This window comes from uncultured Spongiibacter sp. (assembly GCF_964011655.1).
Lineage (GTDB): Bacteria > Pseudomonadota > Gammaproteobacteria > Pseudomonadales > Spongiibacteraceae > Spongiibacter > Spongiibacter marinus.
This window is the reverse complement of the sequence record NZ_CAXGPO010000011.1, coordinates 16,515-36,522: the sequence shown is the minus strand read 5'-3', so window position 1 is coordinate 36,522 and position 20,008 is coordinate 16,515. Positions and strand designations below refer to the sequence as shown.

At 55.3% G+C, this 20,008-nt stretch carries 22 protein-coding genes; 14 read left to right on the top strand and 8 right to left on the bottom strand.

All coding sequences use genetic code 11. From position 1 onward, the window contains the following. Window positions 1–7 precede the first annotated feature (7 nt). Both ABNS66_RS07400 and ABNS66_RS07395 read right to left on the bottom strand, forming a co-directional pair. Window positions 8–322, bottom strand: a complete 315-nt coding sequence (locus ABNS66_RS07400) for a hypothetical protein (protein WP_286695296.1) — start codon at window positions 320–322, stop codon at window positions 8–10. A gap of 157 nt (window positions 323–479) precedes the next feature. Next, window positions 480–1,826 carry an MATE family efflux transporter gene (locus ABNS66_RS07395; protein WP_286839981.1) on the bottom strand — a complete coding sequence of 449 codons (1,347 nt, stop codon included), beginning with the start codon at window positions 1,824–1,826 and terminating at the stop codon, window positions 480–482. 465 nt (window positions 1,827–2,291) lie between these two features. Here ABNS66_RS07395 and coxB point away from each other — a divergent pair, with 465 nt between their 5' ends. From coxB to ABNS66_RS07375, 4 genes are read left to right on the top strand one after another with little or no spacing between them, the layout of a single operon-like run. Continuing rightward, the gene (gene coxB / locus ABNS66_RS07390) at window positions 2,292–3,455 is read left to right on the top strand and encodes a cytochrome c oxidase subunit II (RefSeq protein WP_204994890.1); all 1,164 of its coding nucleotides are present in this window, start codon (window positions 2,292–2,294) and stop codon (window positions 3,453–3,455) included. Between the two features lie 11 nt (window positions 3,456–3,466). Beyond that, window positions 3,467–5,023 carry a cytochrome c oxidase subunit I gene (gene ctaD / locus ABNS66_RS07385; RefSeq protein WP_027873389.1) on the top strand — a complete coding sequence of 519 codons (1,557 nt, stop codon included), beginning with the start codon at window positions 3,467–3,469 and terminating at the stop codon, window positions 5,021–5,023. Between the two features lie 14 nt (window positions 5,024–5,037). After that, complete coding sequence (locus ABNS66_RS07380; RefSeq protein WP_027873388.1) at window positions 5,038–5,604, top strand: cytochrome c oxidase assembly protein; 567 nt, start codon at window positions 5,038–5,040, stop codon at window positions 5,602–5,604. A gap of 39 nt (window positions 5,605–5,643) precedes the next feature. Then, the gene (locus ABNS66_RS07375; protein WP_204994889.1) at window positions 5,644–6,624 is read left to right on the top strand and encodes a cytochrome c oxidase subunit 3; all 981 of its coding nucleotides are present in this window, start codon (window positions 5,644–5,646) and stop codon (window positions 6,622–6,624) included. 84 nt (window positions 6,625–6,708) lie between these two features. On the opposite strand, the gene ABNS66_RS07370 is transcribed toward ABNS66_RS07375, so the two are convergent. Continuing rightward, window positions 6,709–6,951 (bottom strand): DUF2909 domain-containing protein, encoded by a 243-nt coding sequence (locus tag ABNS66_RS07370; RefSeq protein WP_027873386.1) that lies wholly within the window; start codon window positions 6,949–6,951, stop codon window positions 6,709–6,711. 50 nt (window positions 6,952–7,001) lie between these two features. Here ABNS66_RS07370 and ABNS66_RS07365 point away from each other — a divergent pair, with 50 nt between their 5' ends. From ABNS66_RS07365 to ABNS66_RS07345, 5 genes are read left to right on the top strand one after another with little or no spacing between them, the layout of a single operon-like run. After that, on the top strand, window positions 7,002–7,745 hold the full coding sequence (locus tag ABNS66_RS07365; protein ID WP_286839985.1) for an SURF1 family protein: 744 nt from the start codon (window positions 7,002–7,004) through the stop codon (window positions 7,743–7,745). Then, the gene (locus tag ABNS66_RS07360) at window positions 7,742–8,359 is read left to right on the top strand and encodes a hypothetical protein (protein WP_204994887.1); all 618 of its coding nucleotides are present in this window, start codon (window positions 7,742–7,744) and stop codon (window positions 8,357–8,359) included. The genes ABNS66_RS07365 and ABNS66_RS07360 overlap by 4 nt, the downstream gene beginning before the upstream one ends. Before the next feature lie 41 nt (window positions 8,360–8,400). Further along, a complete protein-coding gene (locus tag ABNS66_RS07355) occupies window positions 8,401–9,450 on the top strand; it encodes a COX15/CtaA family protein (protein WP_204994886.1) in 1,050 nt (349 codons plus the stop codon). Continuing rightward, window positions 9,447–10,385, top strand: a complete 939-nt coding sequence (gene cyoE / locus ABNS66_RS07350) for a heme o synthase (protein ID WP_027873383.1) — start codon at window positions 9,447–9,449, stop codon at window positions 10,383–10,385. Before ABNS66_RS07355 ends, cyoE begins: the two co-directional genes overlap by 4 nt. Beyond that, a complete protein-coding gene (locus ABNS66_RS07345; protein ID WP_204994885.1) occupies window positions 10,378–11,040 on the top strand; it encodes an SCO family protein in 663 nt (220 codons plus the stop codon). Before cyoE ends, ABNS66_RS07345 begins: the two co-directional genes overlap by 8 nt. A gap of 43 nt (window positions 11,041–11,083) precedes the next feature. On the opposite strand, the gene ABNS66_RS07340 is transcribed toward ABNS66_RS07345, so the two are convergent. Genes ABNS66_RS07340 through ABNS66_RS07330 form a run of 3 tightly spaced genes read right to left on the bottom strand, consistent with a single transcriptional unit; the run spans window position 11,084 to window position 13,119 of the window. Then, entirely contained in the window at window positions 11,084–11,875 is a 792-nt protein-coding gene (locus ABNS66_RS07340) for a metal ABC transporter permease (protein ID WP_027873381.1), read from the bottom strand. After that, a complete protein-coding gene (znuC, locus tag ABNS66_RS07335) occupies window positions 11,868–12,635 on the bottom strand; it encodes a zinc ABC transporter ATP-binding protein ZnuC (protein WP_286839989.1) in 768 nt (255 codons plus the stop codon). The genes ABNS66_RS07340 and znuC overlap by 8 nt, the downstream gene beginning before the upstream one ends. Further along, complete coding sequence (locus tag ABNS66_RS07330) at window positions 12,628–13,119, bottom strand: Fur family transcriptional regulator (protein ID WP_204994883.1); 492 nt, start codon at window positions 13,117–13,119, stop codon at window positions 12,628–12,630. The genes znuC and ABNS66_RS07330 overlap by 8 nt, the downstream gene beginning before the upstream one ends. Window positions 13,120–13,271: 152 nt before the next feature. Between ABNS66_RS07330 and ABNS66_RS07325 the strand changes: the two genes are divergently transcribed. Continuing rightward, window positions 13,272–14,042 (top strand): zinc ABC transporter substrate-binding protein, encoded by a 771-nt coding sequence (locus tag ABNS66_RS07325; RefSeq protein WP_348655294.1) that lies wholly within the window; start codon window positions 13,272–13,274, stop codon window positions 14,040–14,042. 3 nt (window positions 14,043–14,045) lie between these two features. Here the strand turns inward: ABNS66_RS07325 and ABNS66_RS07320 are convergent, their stop codons facing one another. After that, window positions 14,046–14,315: a hypothetical protein gene (locus ABNS66_RS07320; RefSeq protein ID WP_204994881.1), complete on the bottom strand. Its 270-nt coding sequence runs from the start codon at window positions 14,313–14,315 to the stop codon at window positions 14,046–14,048. Between the two features lie 257 nt (window positions 14,316–14,572). On the opposite strand from ABNS66_RS07320, the gene polA reads away from it, so the two are divergent. Beyond that, a complete protein-coding gene (polA, locus tag ABNS66_RS07315) occupies window positions 14,573–17,308 on the top strand; it encodes a DNA polymerase I (protein ID WP_286839995.1) in 2,736 nt (911 codons plus the stop codon). Between the two features lie 9 nt (window positions 17,309–17,317). Here polA and yihA read toward each other — a convergent pair whose 3' ends face one another. Further along, window positions 17,318–17,968, bottom strand: a complete 651-nt coding sequence (gene yihA, locus ABNS66_RS07310; protein ID WP_286695287.1) for a ribosome biogenesis GTP-binding protein YihA/YsxC — start codon at window positions 17,966–17,968, stop codon at window positions 17,318–17,320. 162 nt (window positions 17,969–18,130) lie between these two features. Between yihA and ABNS66_RS07305 the strand changes: the two genes are divergently transcribed. The 3 genes from ABNS66_RS07305 (at window position 18,131) to ABNS66_RS07295 (ending at window position 19,946) form a co-directional block, all read left to right on the top strand. After that, window positions 18,131–18,427: a c-type cytochrome gene (locus ABNS66_RS07305; protein ID WP_027873375.1), complete on the top strand. Its 297-nt coding sequence runs from the start codon at window positions 18,131–18,133 to the stop codon at window positions 18,425–18,427. Window positions 18,428–18,465: 38 nt separating this feature from the next. Then, the gene (locus ABNS66_RS07300) at window positions 18,466–19,092 is read left to right on the top strand and encodes a cytochrome c4 (RefSeq protein ID WP_286839998.1); all 627 of its coding nucleotides are present in this window, start codon (window positions 18,466–18,468) and stop codon (window positions 19,090–19,092) included. A gap of 146 nt (window positions 19,093–19,238) precedes the next feature. Further along, window positions 19,239–19,946: a thiol:disulfide interchange protein DsbA/DsbL gene (locus ABNS66_RS07295; RefSeq protein WP_286840000.1), complete on the top strand. Its 708-nt coding sequence runs from the start codon at window positions 19,239–19,241 to the stop codon at window positions 19,944–19,946. The last annotated feature ends 62 nt before the right edge of the window (window positions 19,947–20,008 follow it).

Genomic DNA, 20,008 nt, shown 5'->3' with positions numbered 1-20,008 from the left:
TGCGCAATTAGTTCGATGCGATGATCTGGGTGTTGTGGCGTTGGGCTAACGCATTGAAGGCGCTTGCGTAATCTTCAAGGCGATCAACGGCGTAGTTATACACGAACGGATCAGAGCCTGTGCAAGACTCCAAACGTGCACTGGCGCTAGTCAAATAACTATCAACGCTGTCGCGCAAGTCTGCCAGGCGCTCCAGATTGTTGGTATCGCTAGCGGGCAGCGCTGGCGCACCCATTATCGCGGCCAGGGCGCAGGCCGCTTGGCTTCCCGCTGAAAAAGTCGCCAAGCTAGTGAAAAGAGCAACGAGAGGGAAAACTTTCATTTTTAAAAACCTCAGAGTACGGGCATGTCTGTTGGATCGCATGCTACCAAACGAAACAAATTTTGTAACAGTGGTTACGCCCGGTTTTTCTGTTTGGATGAGGTTTTGTTGATTTATCACAAAAAGTTAATGAAATTCAGCAAATGTGCTTGCATCTTTATTGGAATGAAGTGTTACCGCTAGGTGTGCTGTACTTCCAGCGTTTTTCTGAGAATAACCAGAAGAAACACGCGGCCAACGTCAGGCCGCGTGTGGCATTGAAGGCTGCAAAGGCCAGCCAGAGGCCGTGGTTGCCCCAGGACGTGCATGCCCACCACAGTGGCAGGTACACAACAAATACGCTGAACAGCATGCAGTACTGCATGGCGCCGGTGCGCAGCGCCCCGATAAAAATGCCGTCGTAACAATAACTGGCCACGCTTAGCAGTGGCAGCGCGATCAGCCAGGGGTAGTAGTGGTTGGCGGTGGCCTGAACATCAGCGATGCTGGTCATCAGTGACAGGATGAGTGGTTTGCCGGTGGCGAGGATCAGGCTCGCCGCCAAGGCGGAATACAATGACCAGCGGCCACAGGTTTTACAAACTTCCAGAAAGGCGCCCCTGTCGGCCTGTTTGTAAGCGCGGCCGGCTAGCGCTTCTGCCGCATGGGCGAAGCCGTCCATACCGTAGGCGGCGGCCAGTGCGAGCTGCATTAAAATTGTGTTGGCCGCCAAAATCACTTCGCCGTGTTTGGCTCCCTGGGCGGTAAAGAAGCTGAAGCTGAATAATAGTGCGGCGGTGCGAACAAGAATTTGTGCATTGGCGCTCAGCAGGCGCCGCATCGGCATGCCTCTTTTCAGACTATTGAGCAGGCCCCGTCGTATGGCGCTACCAAGGGGCTGTCGAACGGCATAGAGGCCGAGGGTGAAACCAGCGTATTCGCTGATAGCGCTGGCGATTGCGGCGCCCTCACTGGCCATGTTCAGGCCGACAATCAGCAACAAATCCAAAAAGATGTTCAGGATGTTGGTAAACAGGGCAATTGCCAGTGGCCAGCGTGCTTGCTGTTGCCCGAGTAGCCAGCCGGTGATTGCGTAACTGGCAAGCACGGCCGGCGCGCTGATTAGGCGGATCTGCAAATAGCTGTCGGCCAGTGGCCGTAAATGGCCCTCTGCATTCATTAAGGTCAGGCCGGGCGACCGCAATGCTGGCGATATCAGCCAAACTACGCTGCCGAGCGCCAGGCCGAGTAGTACGGCTTTGATTAGTAGGCTGTCGCTATGCTCAAGGCTTTGGGCGCTGGCGCCGGTGGTGCCCATGCGCAGGAAGCCGAAGGTCCAGTAGCACAGTGACAGAATGCTTGCGCCGATCGCCACGGCACTGAGGTGACGGCTGTCAGCAAGGTGGCCGAGCACGGCGGTGTCGACCAAGCCGAGTAGTGGCACTGATAAGTTGGCGAGAATCATTGGCCAGGCTAGCGACCAAATTTTCGCATTCAAGGGTGTGGCTGTGGGGGTGTTGGGCATGTTTCTGGCATCTCGGCGTTGCCGCAAGTGTAATCGGCTGGCGCGGATGTGCACAGCTGCGGTGCATCTCACCGTCTATTTTTTAAACGGTGCGGCTTTTCTCATTGCCTATATCTAGTGGTGTGCGCTGGGTAATAATGCTCTAACTGGTATATTTTCACGGACTGCGCGTTAATTTGGCGCCCCGGTGAGCGCGCCTTCGGTGTTTCGGAGTAGCCTTGCTGGTTTCTTCAGGTTTATAATTGCGGCGTTTTGTCGCACCCAAAGCTATTTCGGTGTGGGCAAGCGCGCAATTTCGGGGGGAGTGACGTTGCTTGGCGGTGGGCCAGGGCAGCGTTTTTGCGTCCGTATAGCTGTTCTGACCGTGAGTTCGCAACTGCGTTCCATATATAAGAAAGCGTCTAGCGTGTCTGCCTGTCGTCGATCGGCGAAGGGATTCTTATAACTTATACGGAGACACGGGAGATGTATCAACAAGCGAAACGGCTGTATAAGCTGGCGCTTTGTCCTGTGCTGATGCTGCTTAGCCTGCTTAGTACTGGCGCATGGGCGACGGAGGGTAACCCCCAGCGTTGGCAAACAAATATGACGCCGGGCGTAACGGAAGTTGGTGCCAAAATCTACGACCTGCACATGTTTGTGTTTTGGGTGTGTGTGGTAGTAGGCATTATCGTCTTTGGCGTGATGTTCTACTCGGTTTTTGCCTATCGCAAAGAGCGTCACGAAGAACCAGCCACTTTCCACGAAAACACTAAGTTGGAAATCGCATGGACCGTCGTGCCATTCCTGCTGTTGATCGTTATGGCTGTGCCGGCGACCAGCACCCTGATTGAAATTTATGACACCGATGATGCAGAGCTCGACGTTCTGATCACCGGCTATCAGTGGAAGTGGAAGTACGAGTACATTAATCCCGAAGGCGACAATGTCAGCTTCTTCTCTAACCTGCTGACTGACAAAGCTGAAATCGGTAACACCGAAGCCAAGGGTTCGAACTACTTGATCGAAGTAGATGAGCCGCTGGTGATTCCGGTTGATACCAAAGTTCGCTTCCTCGTCACTGCAAACGACGTGCTGCATGCGTGGTGGGTACCTGCACTGGCCGTTAAGCGTGATGCGATTCCGGGCTTCATCAACGAGGCGTGGACCAAGCCGACTGAAACCGGTGTATACCGCGGCCAGTGTGCCGAGCTGTGTGGTCGCGATCACGGCTTTATGCCGATCGTTGTCAACGTTGTTGAAGAGCCTGAATACAAAGCGTGGATGGCGACTAAGCAAGCTGAGGCCGCTGAGATCAAAAAGCTGATGGCGCAAACCTTCTCTATGGATGAGCTGGTTGAGCGCGGCAAGGGCATTTACAACCGCTCTTGTATGGCTTGTCACGGTGCCAACGGTGAAGGCGGTGTGGGTAAACCCATTGCCAATAGCCCTATTGCTACCGGCGAAGTTACTGCGCACATCGATGTGCTGGTTAACGGCGTCCCAGGTTCTGCGATGCAGGCCTTTGGTGGTCAGCTGAACGACGTCGACTTGGCGGCAGTCGTTACCTATACCCGTAATGCCTTTGGCAACAATATGGGTGACAAGGTACAGCCGATCGATGTGTATAACTTCAAGAAAGGTCAGTAGGAGGATTCACCATGGGTGCTCACGGACCTGCTAAAGGTTTGACCCGGTGGTTAACCACCACCAACCACAAAGACATCGGCTCGATGTACTTGTGGTTCAGTTTCGCTATGTTCCTGCTTGGCGGCTCGTTCGCCATGATTATTCGAGCAGAGCTGTTCCAACCCGGTTTGCAAATTGTTGAGCCGGAGTTCTTCAACCAGATGACCACCATGCACGGCCTGGTCATGGTATTCGGCGCCATTATGCCGGCCTTCGTCGGTTTGGCGAACTGGATGATTCCAATGATGATCGGCGCGCCAGATATGGCACTGCCGCGTATGAACAACTGGTCCTTCTGGATCCTGCCGCCCACATTCCTGTTGTTGGCGTCTACCTTGTTCATGGAAGGTGGCGGTCCTAACTTCGGTTGGACATTCTACGCGCCGCTGTCGACGACCTATGCGCCACCGAGCGTGACCTTCTTCATTTTCGCCGTACACGCGATGGGTATCTCGTCCATTATGGGCTCGATCAACATTATCGCTACGGTTGTGAACATGCGCGCGCCTGGCATGACCTACATGAAAATGCCGATGTTCGTGTGGACGTGGTTGATCACTGCTTTCTTGCTGGTTGCGGTAATGCCCGTACTGGCTGGCGCAGTTACCATGATGTTGATGGATATTCACTTCGGTACCAGCTTCTTCTCAGCAGCGGGTGGCGGTGACCCGGTTCTGTTCCAGCACGTGTTCTGGTTCTTTGGTCACCCCGAGGTATACATCATCATTCTGCCTGCCTTTGGTGTGGTGTCTGAGGTTATCCCAACCTTCTCGCGCAAGCCTCTGTTCGGCTATGCATCGATGGTTTACGCGACGGCTTCTATCGCTTTCCTATCGTTCATCGTGTGGGCTCACCACATGTACACCGTAGGTCTGCCAATCGCTGGTGAGCTGTTCTTTATGTACGCCACTATGCTGATCGCAGTACCAACGGCGGCGAAAGTGTTCAACTGGATTACCACGATGTTCAAGGGGTCTATTACCCTTGAAACGCCGATGCTGTTTGCTATCGCCAAGGTATTCCTGTTCACCGTGGGTGGTTTCTCTGGTCTGATGTTGGCGATTGCGCCGGCTGACTTCCAATACCACGACAGCTACTTCGTTGTTGCTCACTTCCACTACACCATGGTGGCGGGTGCGATCTTTGCTCTGTCTTCTGCCGTGTACTACTGGCTGCCTAAGTGGACAGGTAAAATGTACAACGAGACCATGGGCAAAGTGCACTTCTGGGTATCATTCATCGGTTTCAACCTGACCTTCTTCCCGCAGCATTTCGTGGGCTTGGCAGGTATGCCGCGTCGTATCCCTGACTACAACCTGATGTTTGCTGACTTCAACATGATGTCGTCTATCGGTGCATTCATCTATGGCTCTAGCCAGCTGTTGTTCCTGTTCAACATTGTTCGGACCATCACGCACGGCAAGCCGGTCAACGACGACAAAGTTTGGGATGGTGCAACCACTCTGGAGTGGACCGTACCTAGCCCGGCGCCTTACCATACTTTCAGCACACCACCGGAAGTTAAGTAAGAGGAGTCGGAAACATGGCAAATGCAACGCAGCGTAACGTTATTCAAACCACTGGTAAGTTACTGGTGCTTGTTGTCGCAATGTTTGCCTTTGCCATGTGGGTGATGCCACCACTTTACAATGCACTTTGTGAGGTGTTGGGTATCAACGGTAAGACAGGTGGCCGCTATGAAGTGGTTGACAGTGCGGTTGACGAAAGCCGCACGGTAAAAGTGCAGTTTGTCGCGCAAAATAACGAGCTGATGCCCTGGGAGTTTGGCCCGAATACCAGTCAGGTAGAGGTTCATCCCGGGGAGCCTGCGATGGTGACGTTCTACGCCAAGAACACCCAGAGCCACTATATGGTATCGCAGACCATTCCCAGCATCGTTCCCTCGCGTGCGGCAGAGTACTTTCACAAGACCGAGTGCTTCTGTTTTAACCAGCAACCGCTGGATGCCGGCAAAGAAGCCGATATGCCGTTGCGTTTTATTGTCGACCGGGATCTACCCAAAGACATACACGTAATCACCCTTTCCTACACGATTTTTGACGTAACCGAGATGGCCGCAAAGCAGGATTCTGTTGCGGCGTCTAAATAGAAAGAGATTTTTCTCAAGCGAGAAAACGGAGAATTAATCATGGCGGGTCAAAGCAATGCCGGGCACGAAACCTATTACGTGCCGGAGAAAAGTAGCCTTGCTATCAACGCAACTATCGGTTTGGTAGCTTCGGTTTATGGCGCGGCCAGCGTAATTAACGACGCCAGCTATCGCCCCGGTGAAGAAACCAACTCTAGTTTTATCCTGTTTGCAGGTTTGGCGTATTTCGCCGCCACTCTGTGGGTATGGTTCGCAACCACTATTCGTGAAAACCGCCAGGGCATGAACAGTGCTCAGCTCAAGCACTCTTACGTGATTGGCATGCAGTGGTTTATCTTCTCGGAAGTGATGTTCTTTGCAGCCTTCTTTGGCGCACTGTTCTACATTCGTAACCTGGCTGGCCCATGGCTGGCGGGCGAAGGCGATGGCGCGATGAACACGCTGCTATGGCCGGGCTTTGAGTACAGCTGGCCGTTGATGGAAACGCCTCAGGACGCCATTGGTGGTGTTTCTGGTCAGGCGGCTGCGGGGCATCTGGCGAACAATGGTGAATTTACCGGTGCAGAGAAGCACTTGTCTTTCCCTGGTTTTGCTAACATCGGCCACTGGCTGCCGCTGTACAACACCATCATCCTGCTGACCTCCAGCTTCACTTGCCACATTGCTCACATGGGCATCAAAGAAAACAACCGCAAGAAGTTTAACCTGTGGTTGTTCATTACTGTGGCGCTGGGTGCGATCTTCCTGTACCTGCAGTACATGGAATACCACGAAGCCTTGTTTGAATATGGCATCAAGCTGAACAGCGGTGTTTACGGCACAACGTTCTTCATGTTGACCGGCTTCCACGGCTTCCACGTGGCGATGGGTACCGTCATGCTGCTGATCCAGTGGCTGCGTTCAACAAGCAAGGGGCATTTCACCGCCGATGATCAGTTTGGCTTTGAAGCGTCGTCTTGGTACTGGCACTTTGTAGACGTGGTATGGGTATTCCTGTTCCTGTTTGTCTATATCTTGTAAGTAGCGTTTAGTGACGCCGAAAACGGCCGGATACGTGAGTTTGCATGGCAAATAGGCGTTTCCGGCCGTTTTTTTATGTGGTGCTTAGCGTGTGGCGCGGCCGTCATCCAGGTAGCGCTGATCCCAGGGAGCCTTTGAGCCAAGCTGGCCGGTATAGACCCCATAAAACAGAAAGCCCATCAGCAGCGTCGCAATCGCTAGGCGCACGCTCAGTGACTGCCAGGTGCGCATCGTTGTGCCGCGATCTTTAAATAGAAAAAACAGGCCGCTGAACAGGCTGAAACACAGTGCAATAAATAGCACTACAATGACGACTTTTAACCACATTAGAACTCTCCCATAGCGTTTGCCGCAGTATACACAATCGGAATTTCGACATGCCTTACACGCGCACGCCTTTGCAATGGTCGCTCGACTGGAAGTCTTTGATCGTTATCTTGTTGGCCCTGCCCCTGACGATACGGTTGGGCTTTTGGCAGCTGCAGCGTGCTGACGAGAAGCAGCGGCTATTAACGGCCGCACAGGAGCGTCGGCAACAAGCCGCCGTGGATATCGCCGCGCTTAACGACTACCCGAATTACCGCCCGGTTTTCGCCCTGGGACAATTTGACACCCAACGATACTGGTTATTGGACAATCGGATCAGGCAGGGGCAATTCGGTTATGAGATAATCGCGCTCCTGAATTTGGCTGATGGACGTAAAGTTCTTGTCGAACGCGGCTGGATTGCTGCTGATCCGAGCCGCCAAACCTTGCCGCAGATTACGTGGCCTGAGGGCAAGCTTCGTCTACAGGGTGAGCTATATAAATCGCTGGAAGAGCCGTTCAGCTTAGGAGAAGAGCCGCCGACAAACTGGCCACGGCGCCAGCAGTGGTTCGATGCCGACGAGGTCGCGCAGGAAATAGATGGGGTATTACCGACGGTAATGCGCCTGAGTGAACGCAGCCCGGCTGCGCTACGTACAGATCGTGTGCTGATAAACGTTTCGCCACAAAAGCACCACGGCTATGCCGTTCAGTGGTTTGCGATGGCGGCGATGTTGGCGGTGATATTTTTAATTCGCAACAGCAATGTGCTGGCGGTAATTAAACAGCGTTTAAAACAAGAGGGAAAATCATGACGTCGGAGCTGCCTTCAGGTAGTAAAAAGCAGGTTGCGCTAATTCTTGCCATTCCGGTGCTGGTTATTGCCGTGTCCAGCGTAATGTTTTTGTTGGCGCAAAAGCGAGTATTGGATTTTGGCACGGTCAATCGCGGTAGCTTAATTCAACCGCCGGTGCAGCTTAGTGAATTATCGCCGACCCGTGTTGATGGCAGCGAATACCTGTTTGACACCGCCGAGTCGCGTTGGGTGTTTATGGTTGTCGGTGGTCGCGAGTGCCAGGGCGCTTGCGAGCGCATGCTGTATTTAACGCGGCAGACACATGTGGCCTTGGGCAAGAAAACGGACCGGGTCGAGCGCGTCTACCTTGCTACTGAGGGGCCTTTGTCGCCACAGCTTCGCGATTTTATCGAGCAAGAGCACAGTGACATTACTGTAGTAAATGTTGATGGCAGTCGCTTCCTCAGGGCCTTTTCGGCATTGCCGACTTCGCCGCTGGACAAGCACAGCTTCTACGTTGTCGATCCGCTGGGGTGGGTGATGATGGTCTACCGTGCAGAGGATACCACCACGGAAACGTTAACAACCCTGGGCAAGGACGTGCTCAAAGACATGCGCCGCTTGCTTAAGTAGTGCGGTGCTGGCGAATACAAAACAGATTGGTAGAGAGATAGATGACGCTGTTTAATAGTCCCGATTTGCGTAAGCCCGGATTTCGTCTGGCATTCAGTGCCTGCTTGGTTGCCATTATTGTGTTGGGCATGGGGGTGTTTACCCGTTTGGCTGACGCCGGCTTGGGTTGCCCCGATTGGCCGGGTTGCTATGGTCACGTGTTATGGCCGACCGAAGACCACGAAGTTGCTCGCGCGAATGAAGCCTACCCGGAAATGCCAGTGGAGCACGACAAGACCTGGCCGGAGATGGTGCACCGTTATTTAGCGACGAGCCTGGGATTGTTCACCATTGGCATCCTGGTGTTTGCGCTGCGCAACCGCGGCCCAGAGCAGCCCCTGAAACTGCCGGTTTTTCTGCTGGCCTTCATCATTTTGCAGGGCATGTTCGGCATGTGGACGGTGACGCTGAAACTGTGGCCGCAAGTGGTCACTGCCCACCTGTTGGGCGGCTTCACAACCATCAGTTTATTGTGGCTGCTTACCCTGCGATTAAATAATCAGCGCTGGCAATTGCCTGCTATTGTTGAGCCAAAGCTGACCGCACTGCGGCCTTTGGTTGTTGTCGGGCTGCTGATTGTTGTTGGCCAAATCGCGCTCGGTGGCTGGACCACGTCCAATTACGCCGACATTGCCTGCCCCGACTTTCCGCGCTGCCAGGGCGCGTGGTTGCCGCCGATGGACTTTGCCAACGGCTTTAATATCGCTCAGCAGGTTGGGCCGAACTACCTTGGTGGCGTGCTGGACAACGACGCGCGGGTGGCCATCCATGTCAGCCATCGCATCGGCGCGATCATAACGAGCCTGTACTTGCTGTTTTTGTTTGTGAAACTGCGCGGCTTGGCGACGGCGCCTGCGAAACGTCTGTCGGTGGTCATGCTTGCCGTGCTCGTTGCCCAGGTGCTTTTGGGTATTAGCAATATAGTATTTAACTTCCCCATTGCTGTGGCGGTGACGCATAACCTAGTTGGCGCGCTACTGCTATTGGTAATGGTGACAATGAATTATTGCGTGTTTACCGCAACGGTAAACCGTGGGGGTGTACGAGTATGAGTCGGGAAAATGTCGCCGAGGCCGAGCCGCAATCGTCGGCGGTGAGTTGGCGCGATTACTACGAGCTGTGTAAGCCGAATGTCGTCTTTCTCATGCTGCTGACATCGATCATCGGTATGTTTATGGCGGTCCCTGGCATGGTGCCATGGCGGGTGTTGGTGTTTGGCAACCTGGGTATTGGCTTGTGCGCGGCGGCCGCGGCGGCGGTCAATCACTTGGTGGATCGCCGTATCGATCTCATAATGGCGCGTACCCACAACCGGCCGATTGCGCAGGGGCGTTTGAAAACGGTTAATGCGGCAATCTTTGCTGCGGTTCTTGGGGTTGCAGGAATGGCGATCCTGTTAGTTGAAATCAATGCCCTGACGGCTTGGTTGACCCTCGCCTCGCTGCTCGGTTACGCCGTGGTGTATACCCTGTATTTAAAGCGCGCGACACCACAGAATATCGTCATCGGTGGTATTGCTGGTGCGGCGCCGCCGCTACTAGGCTGGACGGCGGTTACCGGTGAGATTCACGGCCATGCTCTGCTGCTGGTGCTGATTATCTTTGTGTGGACGCCGCCACACTTCTGGGCGCTAGCGATCCACCGGCGCGATGATTACGCCAAGGTAGATATCCCCATGCTGCCGGTGACCCACGGCATTGGTTACACCAAATTGCATACCCTGCTCTACACCCTGTTGTTGTTCGTGGTCACGCTGCTACCTTTCGCCACTGGAATGAGCGGCATGTTGTACCTGTTGGGGGCGATCTGTTTGGGGGCGGGCTTTATTTACTGGGCTATCGTGCTGCTGCGCGGCAATGACCCGAAAGCGCCGATGGCGACCTTCAAGTACTCCATTATTTACTTGATGGCCCTGTTTATTGTTATGTTGTTGGACCATTATATGCTGCCCGCAACGATCATTTACGAGGTGTCTGGCTATGAGTGAGGCCACGGAAGCGACAAATAAGCAGCGGCGCGGCATACGTCTAACAGTTTTAGTTATTCTGCTGATTGCCGGCAGCTTGGTTGCGGGTTTCTTTTACGCCTTCACCAAAGCACGGGTGATGACCAAGGACGAATTGCGTGATCAGGGGGCCTACCTCTATGAGAACCCGCGCATGATCCCCGGGTTTAGTTTGCTTGATGAACAAGGGAAAACGCTGACCCCGGAGGCCCTCAAAGGCCAGTGGAATCTGATTTTCTTCGGTTTTACTTACTGCCCTGATATCTGCCCCACCACCCTGGCTCAGCTCAAGCTGCTGTATCAGGAGCTGGAACCGGACGTTCAGGCGAACACTCAAATTTGGCTGGCCAGTGTTGATCCGGCCCGGGATACGCCCGAGCAAATGCGCAGCTACTTAGCGTTTTTTCATCCGTCATTTCGCGGGATCACGGGGGATTTTCTCGAGATCCACCGTTTTGCCACGGCGTTGAATATCCCCTTCGCCAAAGTGCCGGGCGGCGGTGACGATTACATGGTGGATCACAGCGCCAACGTTGCCTTAGTCAATCCTCAGGGGCATTCCCTTGGCTTTTTCAGGGCGCCGCTAGACATCAGTAAGATGAAGCGCAGCTTCCTGACGATCCGCGAGCATTATTAGGGTAGAAGCAACAGCGCTAAAAACGCCGCGAGTCGGCGTTTTTTTATGCCTGACGAAAGCCGCGGCTAAACTGCGCCGCAACGAAGATCAGTGCTGCGCACAAGACAACGCTTGGCCCGCCTGGGCTGTCCCACGTCCAGGCGGCTGCCAGCCCTGAGGCCACCGCTGCGACGCCGCATAAAATCGCAATTACCGCACACTGCTCAGGGCTGCGGGATAATCTGCCTGCCGCCGACGCGGGAATAATGAGCATCGCGGTGATCAGCAGCACACCGACAACCTTCATGGCGACCGCGACGGTTGCGGCAATCAGCAGCATCAACAAAAGGCGCAGAGCGTTCACATTGCGGCCCTCTACAGCCGCTAACTCGGCGTGAGCGATTACCGCTACCAGGCCGCGCCAGTAGCAGCCCAGTAATAGCAATACAACGGTGGCGATGCCCGCCAGTAAGCGCAAATCTTCTGGCATTACCGCCAGCAAGTCGCCGAATAAAAAGCTATTGAGATCAAATGCCGGGCCATCCATAAATGACAGCGCTACCAAGCCCAGTGCCAGACTGGTGTGGGAGAGAATGCCCAGTAAGCTGTCCAGGGCGGTGTCGCGCCATAACTGCAGGGCGAACAGCAGCACGGCGATGCCGGTGCAGGCGAGTAACACCGCCCACTCCAAGCGTATTTGCCAGCTTAAACCGAGCGCGAGCCCCAATAGTGCCGAGTGCGCAAGAGTGTCGCCAAAGTAGGCCATGCGCTGCCAGGTGACCAGCGTGCCAAGGGGGCCGCACACCAGCGCCAATATCAGTCCGGCCGCCAGTGCGTTGAGTAAAATATCAGTCATGATGGCAGGGGCCGTCGCCCTTCTCCCTTACAACTTCGCCATGCATGTCGTGGCGGTGATCGTGGTCGTGTTGATAAAGGGCAATCGCTTCGGCATGCCGACGGCCGAAAAGTGATAAATAAGCCGGATCATTGCTAACCGTCTCTGGGTGTCCGTGGCAGCAAACGTGCTGATTGAGGCAAATAACGGTGTCGGTCTGGGCCATTACCCAGTGAAGGTCGTGAGAAACCATCAACACTGCGCAGCCCAGCTGATCCCGCAGCTCGCCAATCAACTCGTAGAGTTCGGTTTGGCCGGTGATGTCCACCCCTTGAGCCGGCTCGTCGAGTACCAATAGCTCGGGCTCGGCGAGCAGTGCGCGGCTAAGTAGCACCCGCTGAGTTTCACCGCCGGAGATATCGTGGAGTGGCCGGTCAGCCAGGTGGGCAATGCCCGTGCGGGACAGCGCCTGCTTGATGCTGCAGCGCCGCTGCTGCGACATGCGTAAAAAGCGACTAACGCTGATCGGCATCAGTGGATTGATGCTCAGGCGCTGCGGCATATAGCCAATGCGCAGGCCTGGGGCGCGCGTCACGGTGCCACTATCGGGGCGCTGCAGGCCCAGGGCGATACGCAGCAGGGTGCTTTTACCGGCGCCATTCGGGCCGATAATTGTCATGATTTCTCGCCTCGCCAGGTTCAGGTCGATCTCTGACAGCAGGGTTTGCTGGCGGAGGCTAAGCGACACCTTTTCAAGCTGCAGAAGTTGGCCGTCACGCACTCTCGGGTTGCTCCTGGCAGCGCTGGCAGCTGCCGACAACCTCTACGCACTGCTCTTCTGCGTGGAAGCCGCGCCCCTCGGCGGCTTGGCGGATGGCGCTATCGATCGCCTCGGCGTCGAGTTCAATGGCGGTATTGCAGTGCCGGCAAATGAGGAAGTGCCCGGAGTGTCGATGGCTTGGGTCCGCGCAGCCGACAAAGGCGTTGAGCGACGCAATGCGGTGAACCAGCCCCTGCTCCAGTAAAAAATCCAGGGCGCGATAGACGGTGGGGGGTGTGCTGCGACGCTCGCTTTGCGCATCAAGCGACTCCAGCAAGCTATAGGCGCCCACCGGTTTGTGGCTCTCCCAGATCAGGCTGAGAACATGCTCGCGAATCGGCGTGAGTCGTGCACCGCGGGCGGCACATATCTGGCGCGCACGCTGCAGGGCTTCATCAATGCAATGTTGATGGTTGTGATGTTGCTCGGGTGCCTCGGTAGGCATTGGTCAGCACCTAGTAGAAATAATAATGTTATAATATTTCAATTTTCTTTCTGTTACACCACCTGACGTTGAGGTTACTGTCGATCATGCGCCGCTGCTGGCTGATATTGCTGTGTTTTTGCTGTATTTCTGTGCCGGCTTACGCGTCGTCCTTGCAACTGATTACTACCGTTAAGCCGCTGCAGTTATTGGTGGTCGACATTGCCGGCGATGCCGCCGAGGTTGCGTTGCTGCAGTCTGCCGCGACGTCACCTCACGATTTTCAGTTGCGCAGCTCTGACCTCGGCCGTTTGGCTAAAGCGGATATGGTGCTGTGGTTTGGGCCCGCGTTGGAGCACTACCTAAGCAAGCCCATCCGCCGCTTTGACCATGCGGTTGCTCTGTATCCGGATGACCAGCCCGGCGATGTTGATGCCCACTACTGGCTGGATGTTGAGCAAATTCACTATATGGTGCGGCGCATCGCTAAGCTGCTGTCAGATCGGGTGCCCAGTCGCAGTGCATACTTCCATGCCAACGCGGCGCGCCTCACTTCTGCCCTGCGCCTGTATGACAAATCATTAGCGTCCCGCTTGCAGCGAGCAGGTGATCAGCGCTATCTGTTTTTGCATGACGGCTTTTCCCGTTTTGAGGCTCGCTATGATTTGCGTGGCGGGCTGGTGCTGTCGGGTGGTGAGGGCCGTATGGCGGGAGCGCGACACCTGGCCGAGTTGCGCGAGCAATTGCAGGCGGGTGAGATACAGTGTGTATTTCGCGAGCCGCAATATCCTGCCGCGATGTTGAGGGTGTTGACGCAGGGACTGGACGTGCCGGTTGTCGAGCTGGACCCGATGGCGGGTGAGACCACGACAGCTGGCGGCTTTATGGGCTTTTACCGCCAGCTTGGTGAGGCATTTGCGAGCTGTTTGGTCGCAAGTCCTTAGCGTTTACTGGTCGAGGTTTTTGGCGCCAGGCAGTGACGGCGCTTCGAAGTTGTCCAGTGCTACGCTCAGTGAGGCTGAGACCACGTCCAGTGTGTTTGCCAGTACGCGTTCGGCATTAACGGTGTTGTTAACAGCCGTATTCTCCGGTGCATAACTTGCGGTGGCTTCACTGTAGGCTAATACCAGCGGCGCGCCCGACGCCGTGTCCTCGTCAGCGGCAAACGCTGCGGTGCTGGCAATCAAAAGTAGTACTGCGCTGCTTAGCTTTTTCATCTCTCTTTCTCCTCTGTGGGGCGCTGTTGCCCCGGAACAAGATGCTGTTGTCACCTTGTGTTACGTAAGGTAACACATTGCCGACAGCTCAATATGCTTAAACTTTGTTCATGTTGGTGTAATGCACTGTTCATAAGGGTATTTGGGTGTTACCTGGGGAGATTTTCGGTAACACTTGGTCTTGCTATGTGGGTCACTCGATTTCTGGCTTCGTGATACACTCGCGGCTTCTTCGGCTGGCAATGAATATTTCGACAATGACTGCGACAACCCCTCTTGTACTGGTAGACGGTTCTTCTTATTTATACCGGGCCTTCCATGCCTTGCCTCCGCTGACCAATTCCAAAGGGCAGCCCACCGGTGCGGTGAAAGGGGTTATCAGCATGTTGCGCCGCCTGCAGAAGGATTACCCCGATAGCCCCATTGCCGTGGTATTTGACGCCAAGGGCAAAACCTTTCGCGACGACATGTACAGCGACTACAAGGCCAACCGCCCACCGATGCCGGACGACCTGCGGGCGCAAATTCAACCTATTCACGACATTGTCGACGCCATGGGTTTGCCAAGACTGGTGATCGATGGTGTGGAAGCCGACGATGTGATTGGCACCCTGGCGGCCCAGGCGGGCGCAGAGCGGCCGGTGGTGGTGTCGACCGGAGATAAGGATATGGCGCAGCTAGTGAATGCCCATGTCACGTTGGTGAATACCATGACCGATACCAAAATGGATGAGGCTGCCGTCGCCGAAAAATTTGGTATCCCACCCTCGCTGATTATCGACTACCTCGCGTTAATGGGGGACAAGGTCGACAATATTCCGGGCGTGGCTGGCGTTGGCGAAAAAACCGCCCTGGCCCTGCTGCAGGCCCTGGGTGGCATAAAAGATATCTATGCCCGGCTAGATGAGGTTGCGGACCTATCCATTCGCGGCGCCAAGAGCCTGGCGAAAAAGTTAGAGGCCTCGCGCGAGGCGGCAGAGTTGTCCTACGAGTTGGCCACGATTAAGTGCGATGTGGCGCTCGATGTTGCGGTGGCGGATCTTCAGCCGGGTAGCGTCGACAATGAGCAGTTATTGGCGCTGTTTCGCGACATGGAGTTTAAAGGTTGGGTCGACGAGCTGCAGCGCAATGAGGGGGCAGTTGCAGCCGAGGTGGGCGACGATCAGCCTGGTAACCCCTCCTCGGAGAAGCAGTACAGCGTTATTCTCGACGAGGAGAGTTTTCAGCAGTGGCTGGATCGACTGAGCGCAGCGGCATTGTTCGCCTTCGATACCGAGACAACCAGTCTGAATTATATGCAGGCCCGGGTTGTTGGGGTGTCTTTTGCCATTGAGCCCGGCGAGGCGGCCTATGTGCCCTTTGGCCACGACTATATCGACGCGCCAACGCAGCTCAGTGAGGAGCGCGTGCTCGGCGCGTTAAAGCCTTTGTTGGAAGATGCCAAGGCCGCCAAGCTGGGGCAAAACCTTAAGTACGATGCGAATGTCTTGGCGAACCACGGCATTACCCTGCGGGGTATCGCCGAAGACACCATGCTTGAGTCGTATGTGCTGGATTCCACGGGCAGCCGTCACGATATGGATAGCCTGGCGTTGAAATACCTGGGCCAATCAACCATCCACTTTGAAGACATTGCTGGCAAAGGCGCTAAGCAGCTTAGTTTTAATCAAATCGCACTTGAGCAAGCCGGCCCCTACGCCGCTGAGGATGCCGACATCACCCTATGCTTACATCAGGCCCTGGCGCCCAAGCTCAGCGAGGCGCCATCCCTTGTTTCCGTGTACCGGGATATTGAATTGCCCTTGGTGGGAGTGCTGTCACGGATCGAGCGCAACGGCGCCCTGATCAGCCGAGACATGTTGGCGGTGCAGAGCATGGAGATTGCCGATAAGCTCAAGCAGCTGGAGCAGCAGGCCTACGACATTGCCGGTGGCGAGTTTAATTTGTCCTCGCCCAAGCAGCTGGGTGAAATTCTGTTTGAACGACTGGAAATCCCCGTCATCCGCAAAACGCCCAAAGGCGCGCCGTCTACGGCCGAAGAAGTGCTCGTTGAGTTGGCTCACGACTACCCCCTGCCCCAGGTTATTCTCGATTACCGCGGGTTGGCGAAACTGAAGTCGACGTATACCGACAAATTGCCGCAGTTGATCGACCCCCAAACCGGGCGCGTGCATACCTCCTACCATCAGGCTGTTGCCGCAACCGGGCGTTTGTCGTCGTCTGACCCTAACCTGCAGAACATTCCCATTCGCAGTGCCGAAGGCCGCCGCATACGAAAGGCCTTCGTTGCGCCGCAGGGTTACAAAATACTGGCGGCGGACTATTCGCAAATCGAGCTTCGCATAATGGCCCACCTCTCTGGTGACGAGGGCCTGATCAACGCCTTTAAAAATGGTGAGGACATTCATCGCGCCACCGCTGCCGAGGTATTCGGGGTGGAGTTAGGCGCTGTGAGCGATGAGCAGCGCCGCAACGCCAAAGCCATTAACTTTGGGCTGATCTACGGAATGTCGGCCTTTGGCCTGGGGCGCCAGCTCCATATTGGGCGCAACGAGGCCCAGCAATATATCGACCGCTACTTTGAGCGCTACCCGGGGGTCAGAGAGTATATGGACAACACCCGCGCGCTCGCGGCGGAAAAAGGTTATGTGGAAACCCTGTTCGGCCGCCGCCTGCACCTGCCGGAAATTAACGCGCGCAATGGCCAGCGGCGTCAGGCTGCCGAGCGCACGGCAATCAATGCCCCCATGCAAGGCACTGCTGCTGATATTATCAAGCGGGCAATGATCGCCGTGGATGACTATCTGAGCGAGCAGCAGCCCGACGCGAAAATGATTATGCAGGTTCACGACGAACTGATTCTTGAGGTTGCCGAGGATCAGCTCGATAGCGTTCAAGAGCGTGTTGTCGCGTTGATGGAGAGCGCTGCCGAGCTGGCTATACCGTTAGAGGTAGGAGTGGGCAGTGGCGATAACTGGGACGAGGCGCACTAGCGCGGGGTCTCAGTCGAGGTCGTCGAGCTCCTCGTCTTCTTCAAAGCGAGCGGTTAGCCACACGTCGAGCTGTTCGCGAAGGTCATCCAGACCGTCGCCACGCGGAGCTGAAAACAGCTGCGCGTTTACCAGCCCGCCGTAGGGCTGAAGGGCTTTTCGCACTTGTAGTAGGGTCGACATCGCCGGCCCGCGCTTGAGTTTGTCGGCCTTTGTCAGCAGGATGCGAACCGGCATCCCCGCCTGGTGGGCCCAATTCAGCATGGTGGTGTCGAAGTCGGTGAGCGGGTGGCGAATATCCATCATTAGCACCAGGCCGCGCAGTGATTGGCGGTGCTGCAGGTAATACTCCAGATTGCGTTCCCATTCTTGCTTCACCTTCAGCGGCACTTTGGCGAAACCGTAGCCGGGTAGGTCAACAAGTCGCATGCTGTCTTGTTCGTTCACAGAGAAAAAGTTGATAAGCTGGGTACGACCTGGTGTTTTACTGGTCTTGGCCATCTTGCTGTTTTCCGTCAAGCGATTAATGGCACTCGACTTGCCTGCGTTCGAACGGCCGGCAAATGCGACCTCCGCGCCGCTGTCTTCGGGGCATTGGGCAAGTTTGGGTGCACTTTTCATGTAGACGGCACGGCGGTAATTAACAGAATTGGCCTTGGGCATAAAATATCCGGGGGAGTATTGCGGTGCATAGCAAGTCTGGGGGAGCCAAAAAATGGCCCAGACTCGGGCTTGTTGTGTATAATGCCGCAGTTTTTACTGGGGGTCATCACCCAGCGTGTCGCAGCTTTCATCGCGGGCGCCGGTCAGAAGAGAGGGTAAACCATGAAAAAATGCTTATTCGCAGTACTTCTTGCCATTACCAGCGTAGCCGCTAGTGCCAACGCCGATGTCGAGGCGCGTTACAAGAAGTCGTGTTACGCCTGTCACGGTTTTGGTGCCAATGGCGCGCCGAAAACTGGTGATGTTGCCGCCTGGACTCCGCGTTTGGAAAAGGGAATGGAAACGCTCGTAAAACACGCTCGTGAAGGCTTTAACACTATGCCGCCAATGGGTTTGTGCTTTGATTGCAGCGATGCCGACTTCCAAGCGCTGATTGAGTATATGGCGACGGCCAAGTAAGGCGCGCTAGAACTTCTGTTTTTAAAGAGTAAGTGATCATGAACAAACCTTTGCTAGTTTTTCTTACTTCCCTGCTGCTGAGTAATGTTGCGGTGGCTGTGGAAGGTAACGCTGCTGCCGGCAAGTCAAAATCTGCCTCATGCGCCGCCTGTCACGGTCAAGACGGCAACAGCCCGGCACCCACCTTTCCGAAATTGGCTGGCCAGGGTGAGCGCTACCTGATCAAGCAAATTCATGACATCAAGTCGGGTGCGCGTCCTGTGCCAATGATGGCCGGCCAGACCGACAACCTGAGCGATCAGGACATTGCCGATATCGCCGCTTACTACGCGAGCCAGACTGGCTCTGTTGGCCAAGCGGATCCGGCGCTGGTTAAGAAAGGCGAAGCGATTTACCGTGGCGGCATTGCCGAGCGCGGTATTCCAGCGTGCTCTGCTTGTCACTCACCTACGGGTGCAGGGATGGCAGCAGCTGGCTTCCCCAAATTGAGCGGCCAATACGCTGACTACACCGCAGCGCAGCTTAAGGCTTTCCGTGCAGCAATGGATGGACGCGAAGGTCGCGACAATGACGGCGAAGCGAAGACCATGCGCATGATCGCTTTCAAAATGAGCGATGCCGAGATTGAAGCGGTTTCAAACTTCATTCAAGGTCTGCATAACTAAGGCGTGCAGAGTTTGTGAGAGGCGGCAATAGCCGCCTTTTTTTTCGCCGTTGAATTGTTGAGCTGTAGGAACCGCACAGCCGTCGGCGTGTCTGATACACTCTATCGGCATCGCGCACTCGACTCGCATAAGTAACTAGGATGGGAATGATGAAGAAACACATCTCAATGTATCTGTTTGGCCTGATGGCGCTGTTGGTATCGGCCTGTAGCAATGGTGATGCGACAGGCGGGCAGACCGCCCAGGTTGCTACTAAAACGACCGCTGAAACGCGCACCGCGCCACCAGCCACAGCGGTTAACGGCGAAGGCTTTGTTCGTATTGCCCAGCCGGTGCGCACATCCGATGCGAATAAAATCGAAGTCGTGGAAGTTTTTTGGTACGGCTGTAGCCACTGTTTTGACTTCGAGCCTATGGTGAGCGCGTGGGCGAAACAGTTGCCCGAGGATGTGGCGTTTGTGCAGTCACCGGCTATGTGGAACGACTTAATGGTGCTGCACGCTCAGGCCTTTTACACCGCCAAAGCGCTGAACATTCTCGACCAGGTGCACGAGCCACTGTTTGACGAGATCAACCTCAAGAAAAACCCGCTGCGAAATCGCGATGCCATTGAAAAACTGTTTCTTGAGCACAGCAATATTGATGCCGAGACCTTTCGTAAAACCTTTGACTCCTTTGGTGTGAAGAGCCAGGTACGGCAAGCCGATTCCCGTGCGCGTAGTTACGGTATCGCGGGTACCCCGGAGTTGATCGTCAATGGCAAATACCGGGTTACTGGCCGCGCAGCAGGCAGCAAAGCCAATATGTTGAAGGTGGCTGAGCAGCTTATTGAGCAAGAGCGCGCCGCCCGCTAAGCGCTTCCGCCAGTTAGTTTGACCCCGCCAGCGCGGCCCAGTCGCGCTGGCTTAGCGACGCG

Bases quoted from the DNA above. Each gene is read 5' to 3' on its own strand.
- ABNS66_RS07400 (WP_286695296.1), bottom strand. From the start codon at position 322: ATGAAAGTTTTCCCTCTCGTTGCTCTTTTCACTAGCTTGGCGACTTTT.
- ABNS66_RS07395 (WP_286839981.1), bottom strand. From the start codon at position 1,826: ATGCCCAACACCCCCACAGCCACACCCTTGAATGCGAAAATTTGGTCG.
- coxB (WP_204994890.1), top strand. From the start codon at position 2,292: ATGTATCAACAAGCGAAACGGCTGTATAAGCTGGCGCTTTGTCCTGTG.
- ctaD (WP_027873389.1), top strand. From the start codon at position 3,467: ATGGGTGCTCACGGACCTGCTAAAGGTTTGACCCGGTGGTTAACCACC.
- ABNS66_RS07380 (WP_027873388.1), top strand. From the start codon at position 5,038: ATGGCAAATGCAACGCAGCGTAACGTTATTCAAACCACTGGTAAGTTA.
- ABNS66_RS07375 (WP_204994889.1), top strand. From the start codon at position 5,644: ATGGCGGGTCAAAGCAATGCCGGGCACGAAACCTATTACGTGCCGGAG.
- ABNS66_RS07370 (WP_027873386.1), bottom strand. From the start codon at position 6,951: ATGTGGTTAAAAGTCGTCATTGTAGTGCTATTTATTGCACTGTGTTTC.
- ABNS66_RS07365 (WP_286839985.1), top strand. From the start codon at position 7,002: ATGCCTTACACGCGCACGCCTTTGCAATGGTCGCTCGACTGGAAGTCT.
- ABNS66_RS07360 (WP_204994887.1), top strand. From the start codon at position 7,742: ATGACGTCGGAGCTGCCTTCAGGTAGTAAAAAGCAGGTTGCGCTAATT.
- ABNS66_RS07355 (WP_204994886.1), top strand. From the start codon at position 8,401: ATGACGCTGTTTAATAGTCCCGATTTGCGTAAGCCCGGATTTCGTCTG.
- cyoE (WP_027873383.1), top strand. From the start codon at position 9,447: ATGAGTCGGGAAAATGTCGCCGAGGCCGAGCCGCAATCGTCGGCGGTG.
- ABNS66_RS07345 (WP_204994885.1), top strand. From the start codon at position 10,378: ATGAGTGAGGCCACGGAAGCGACAAATAAGCAGCGGCGCGGCATACGT.
- ABNS66_RS07340 (WP_027873381.1), bottom strand. From the start codon at position 11,875: ATGACTGATATTTTACTCAACGCACTGGCGGCCGGACTGATATTGGCG.
- ABNS66_RS07330 (WP_204994883.1), bottom strand. From the start codon at position 13,119: ATGCCTACCGAGGCACCCGAGCAACATCACAACCATCAACATTGCATT.
- ABNS66_RS07320 (WP_204994881.1), bottom strand. From the start codon at position 14,315: ATGAAAAAGCTAAGCAGCGCAGTACTACTTTTGATTGCCAGCACCGCA.
- polA (WP_286839995.1), top strand. From the start codon at position 14,573: ATGACTGCGACAACCCCTCTTGTACTGGTAGACGGTTCTTCTTATTTA.
- yihA (WP_286695287.1), bottom strand. From the start codon at position 17,968: ATGCCCAAGGCCAATTCTGTTAATTACCGCCGTGCCGTCTACATGAAA.
- ABNS66_RS07305 (WP_027873375.1), top strand. From the start codon at position 18,131: ATGAAAAAATGCTTATTCGCAGTACTTCTTGCCATTACCAGCGTAGCC.
- ABNS66_RS07300 (WP_286839998.1), top strand. From the start codon at position 18,466: ATGAACAAACCTTTGCTAGTTTTTCTTACTTCCCTGCTGCTGAGTAAT.
- ABNS66_RS07295 (WP_286840000.1), top strand. From the start codon at position 19,239: ATGATGAAGAAACACATCTCAATGTATCTGTTTGGCCTGATGGCGCTG.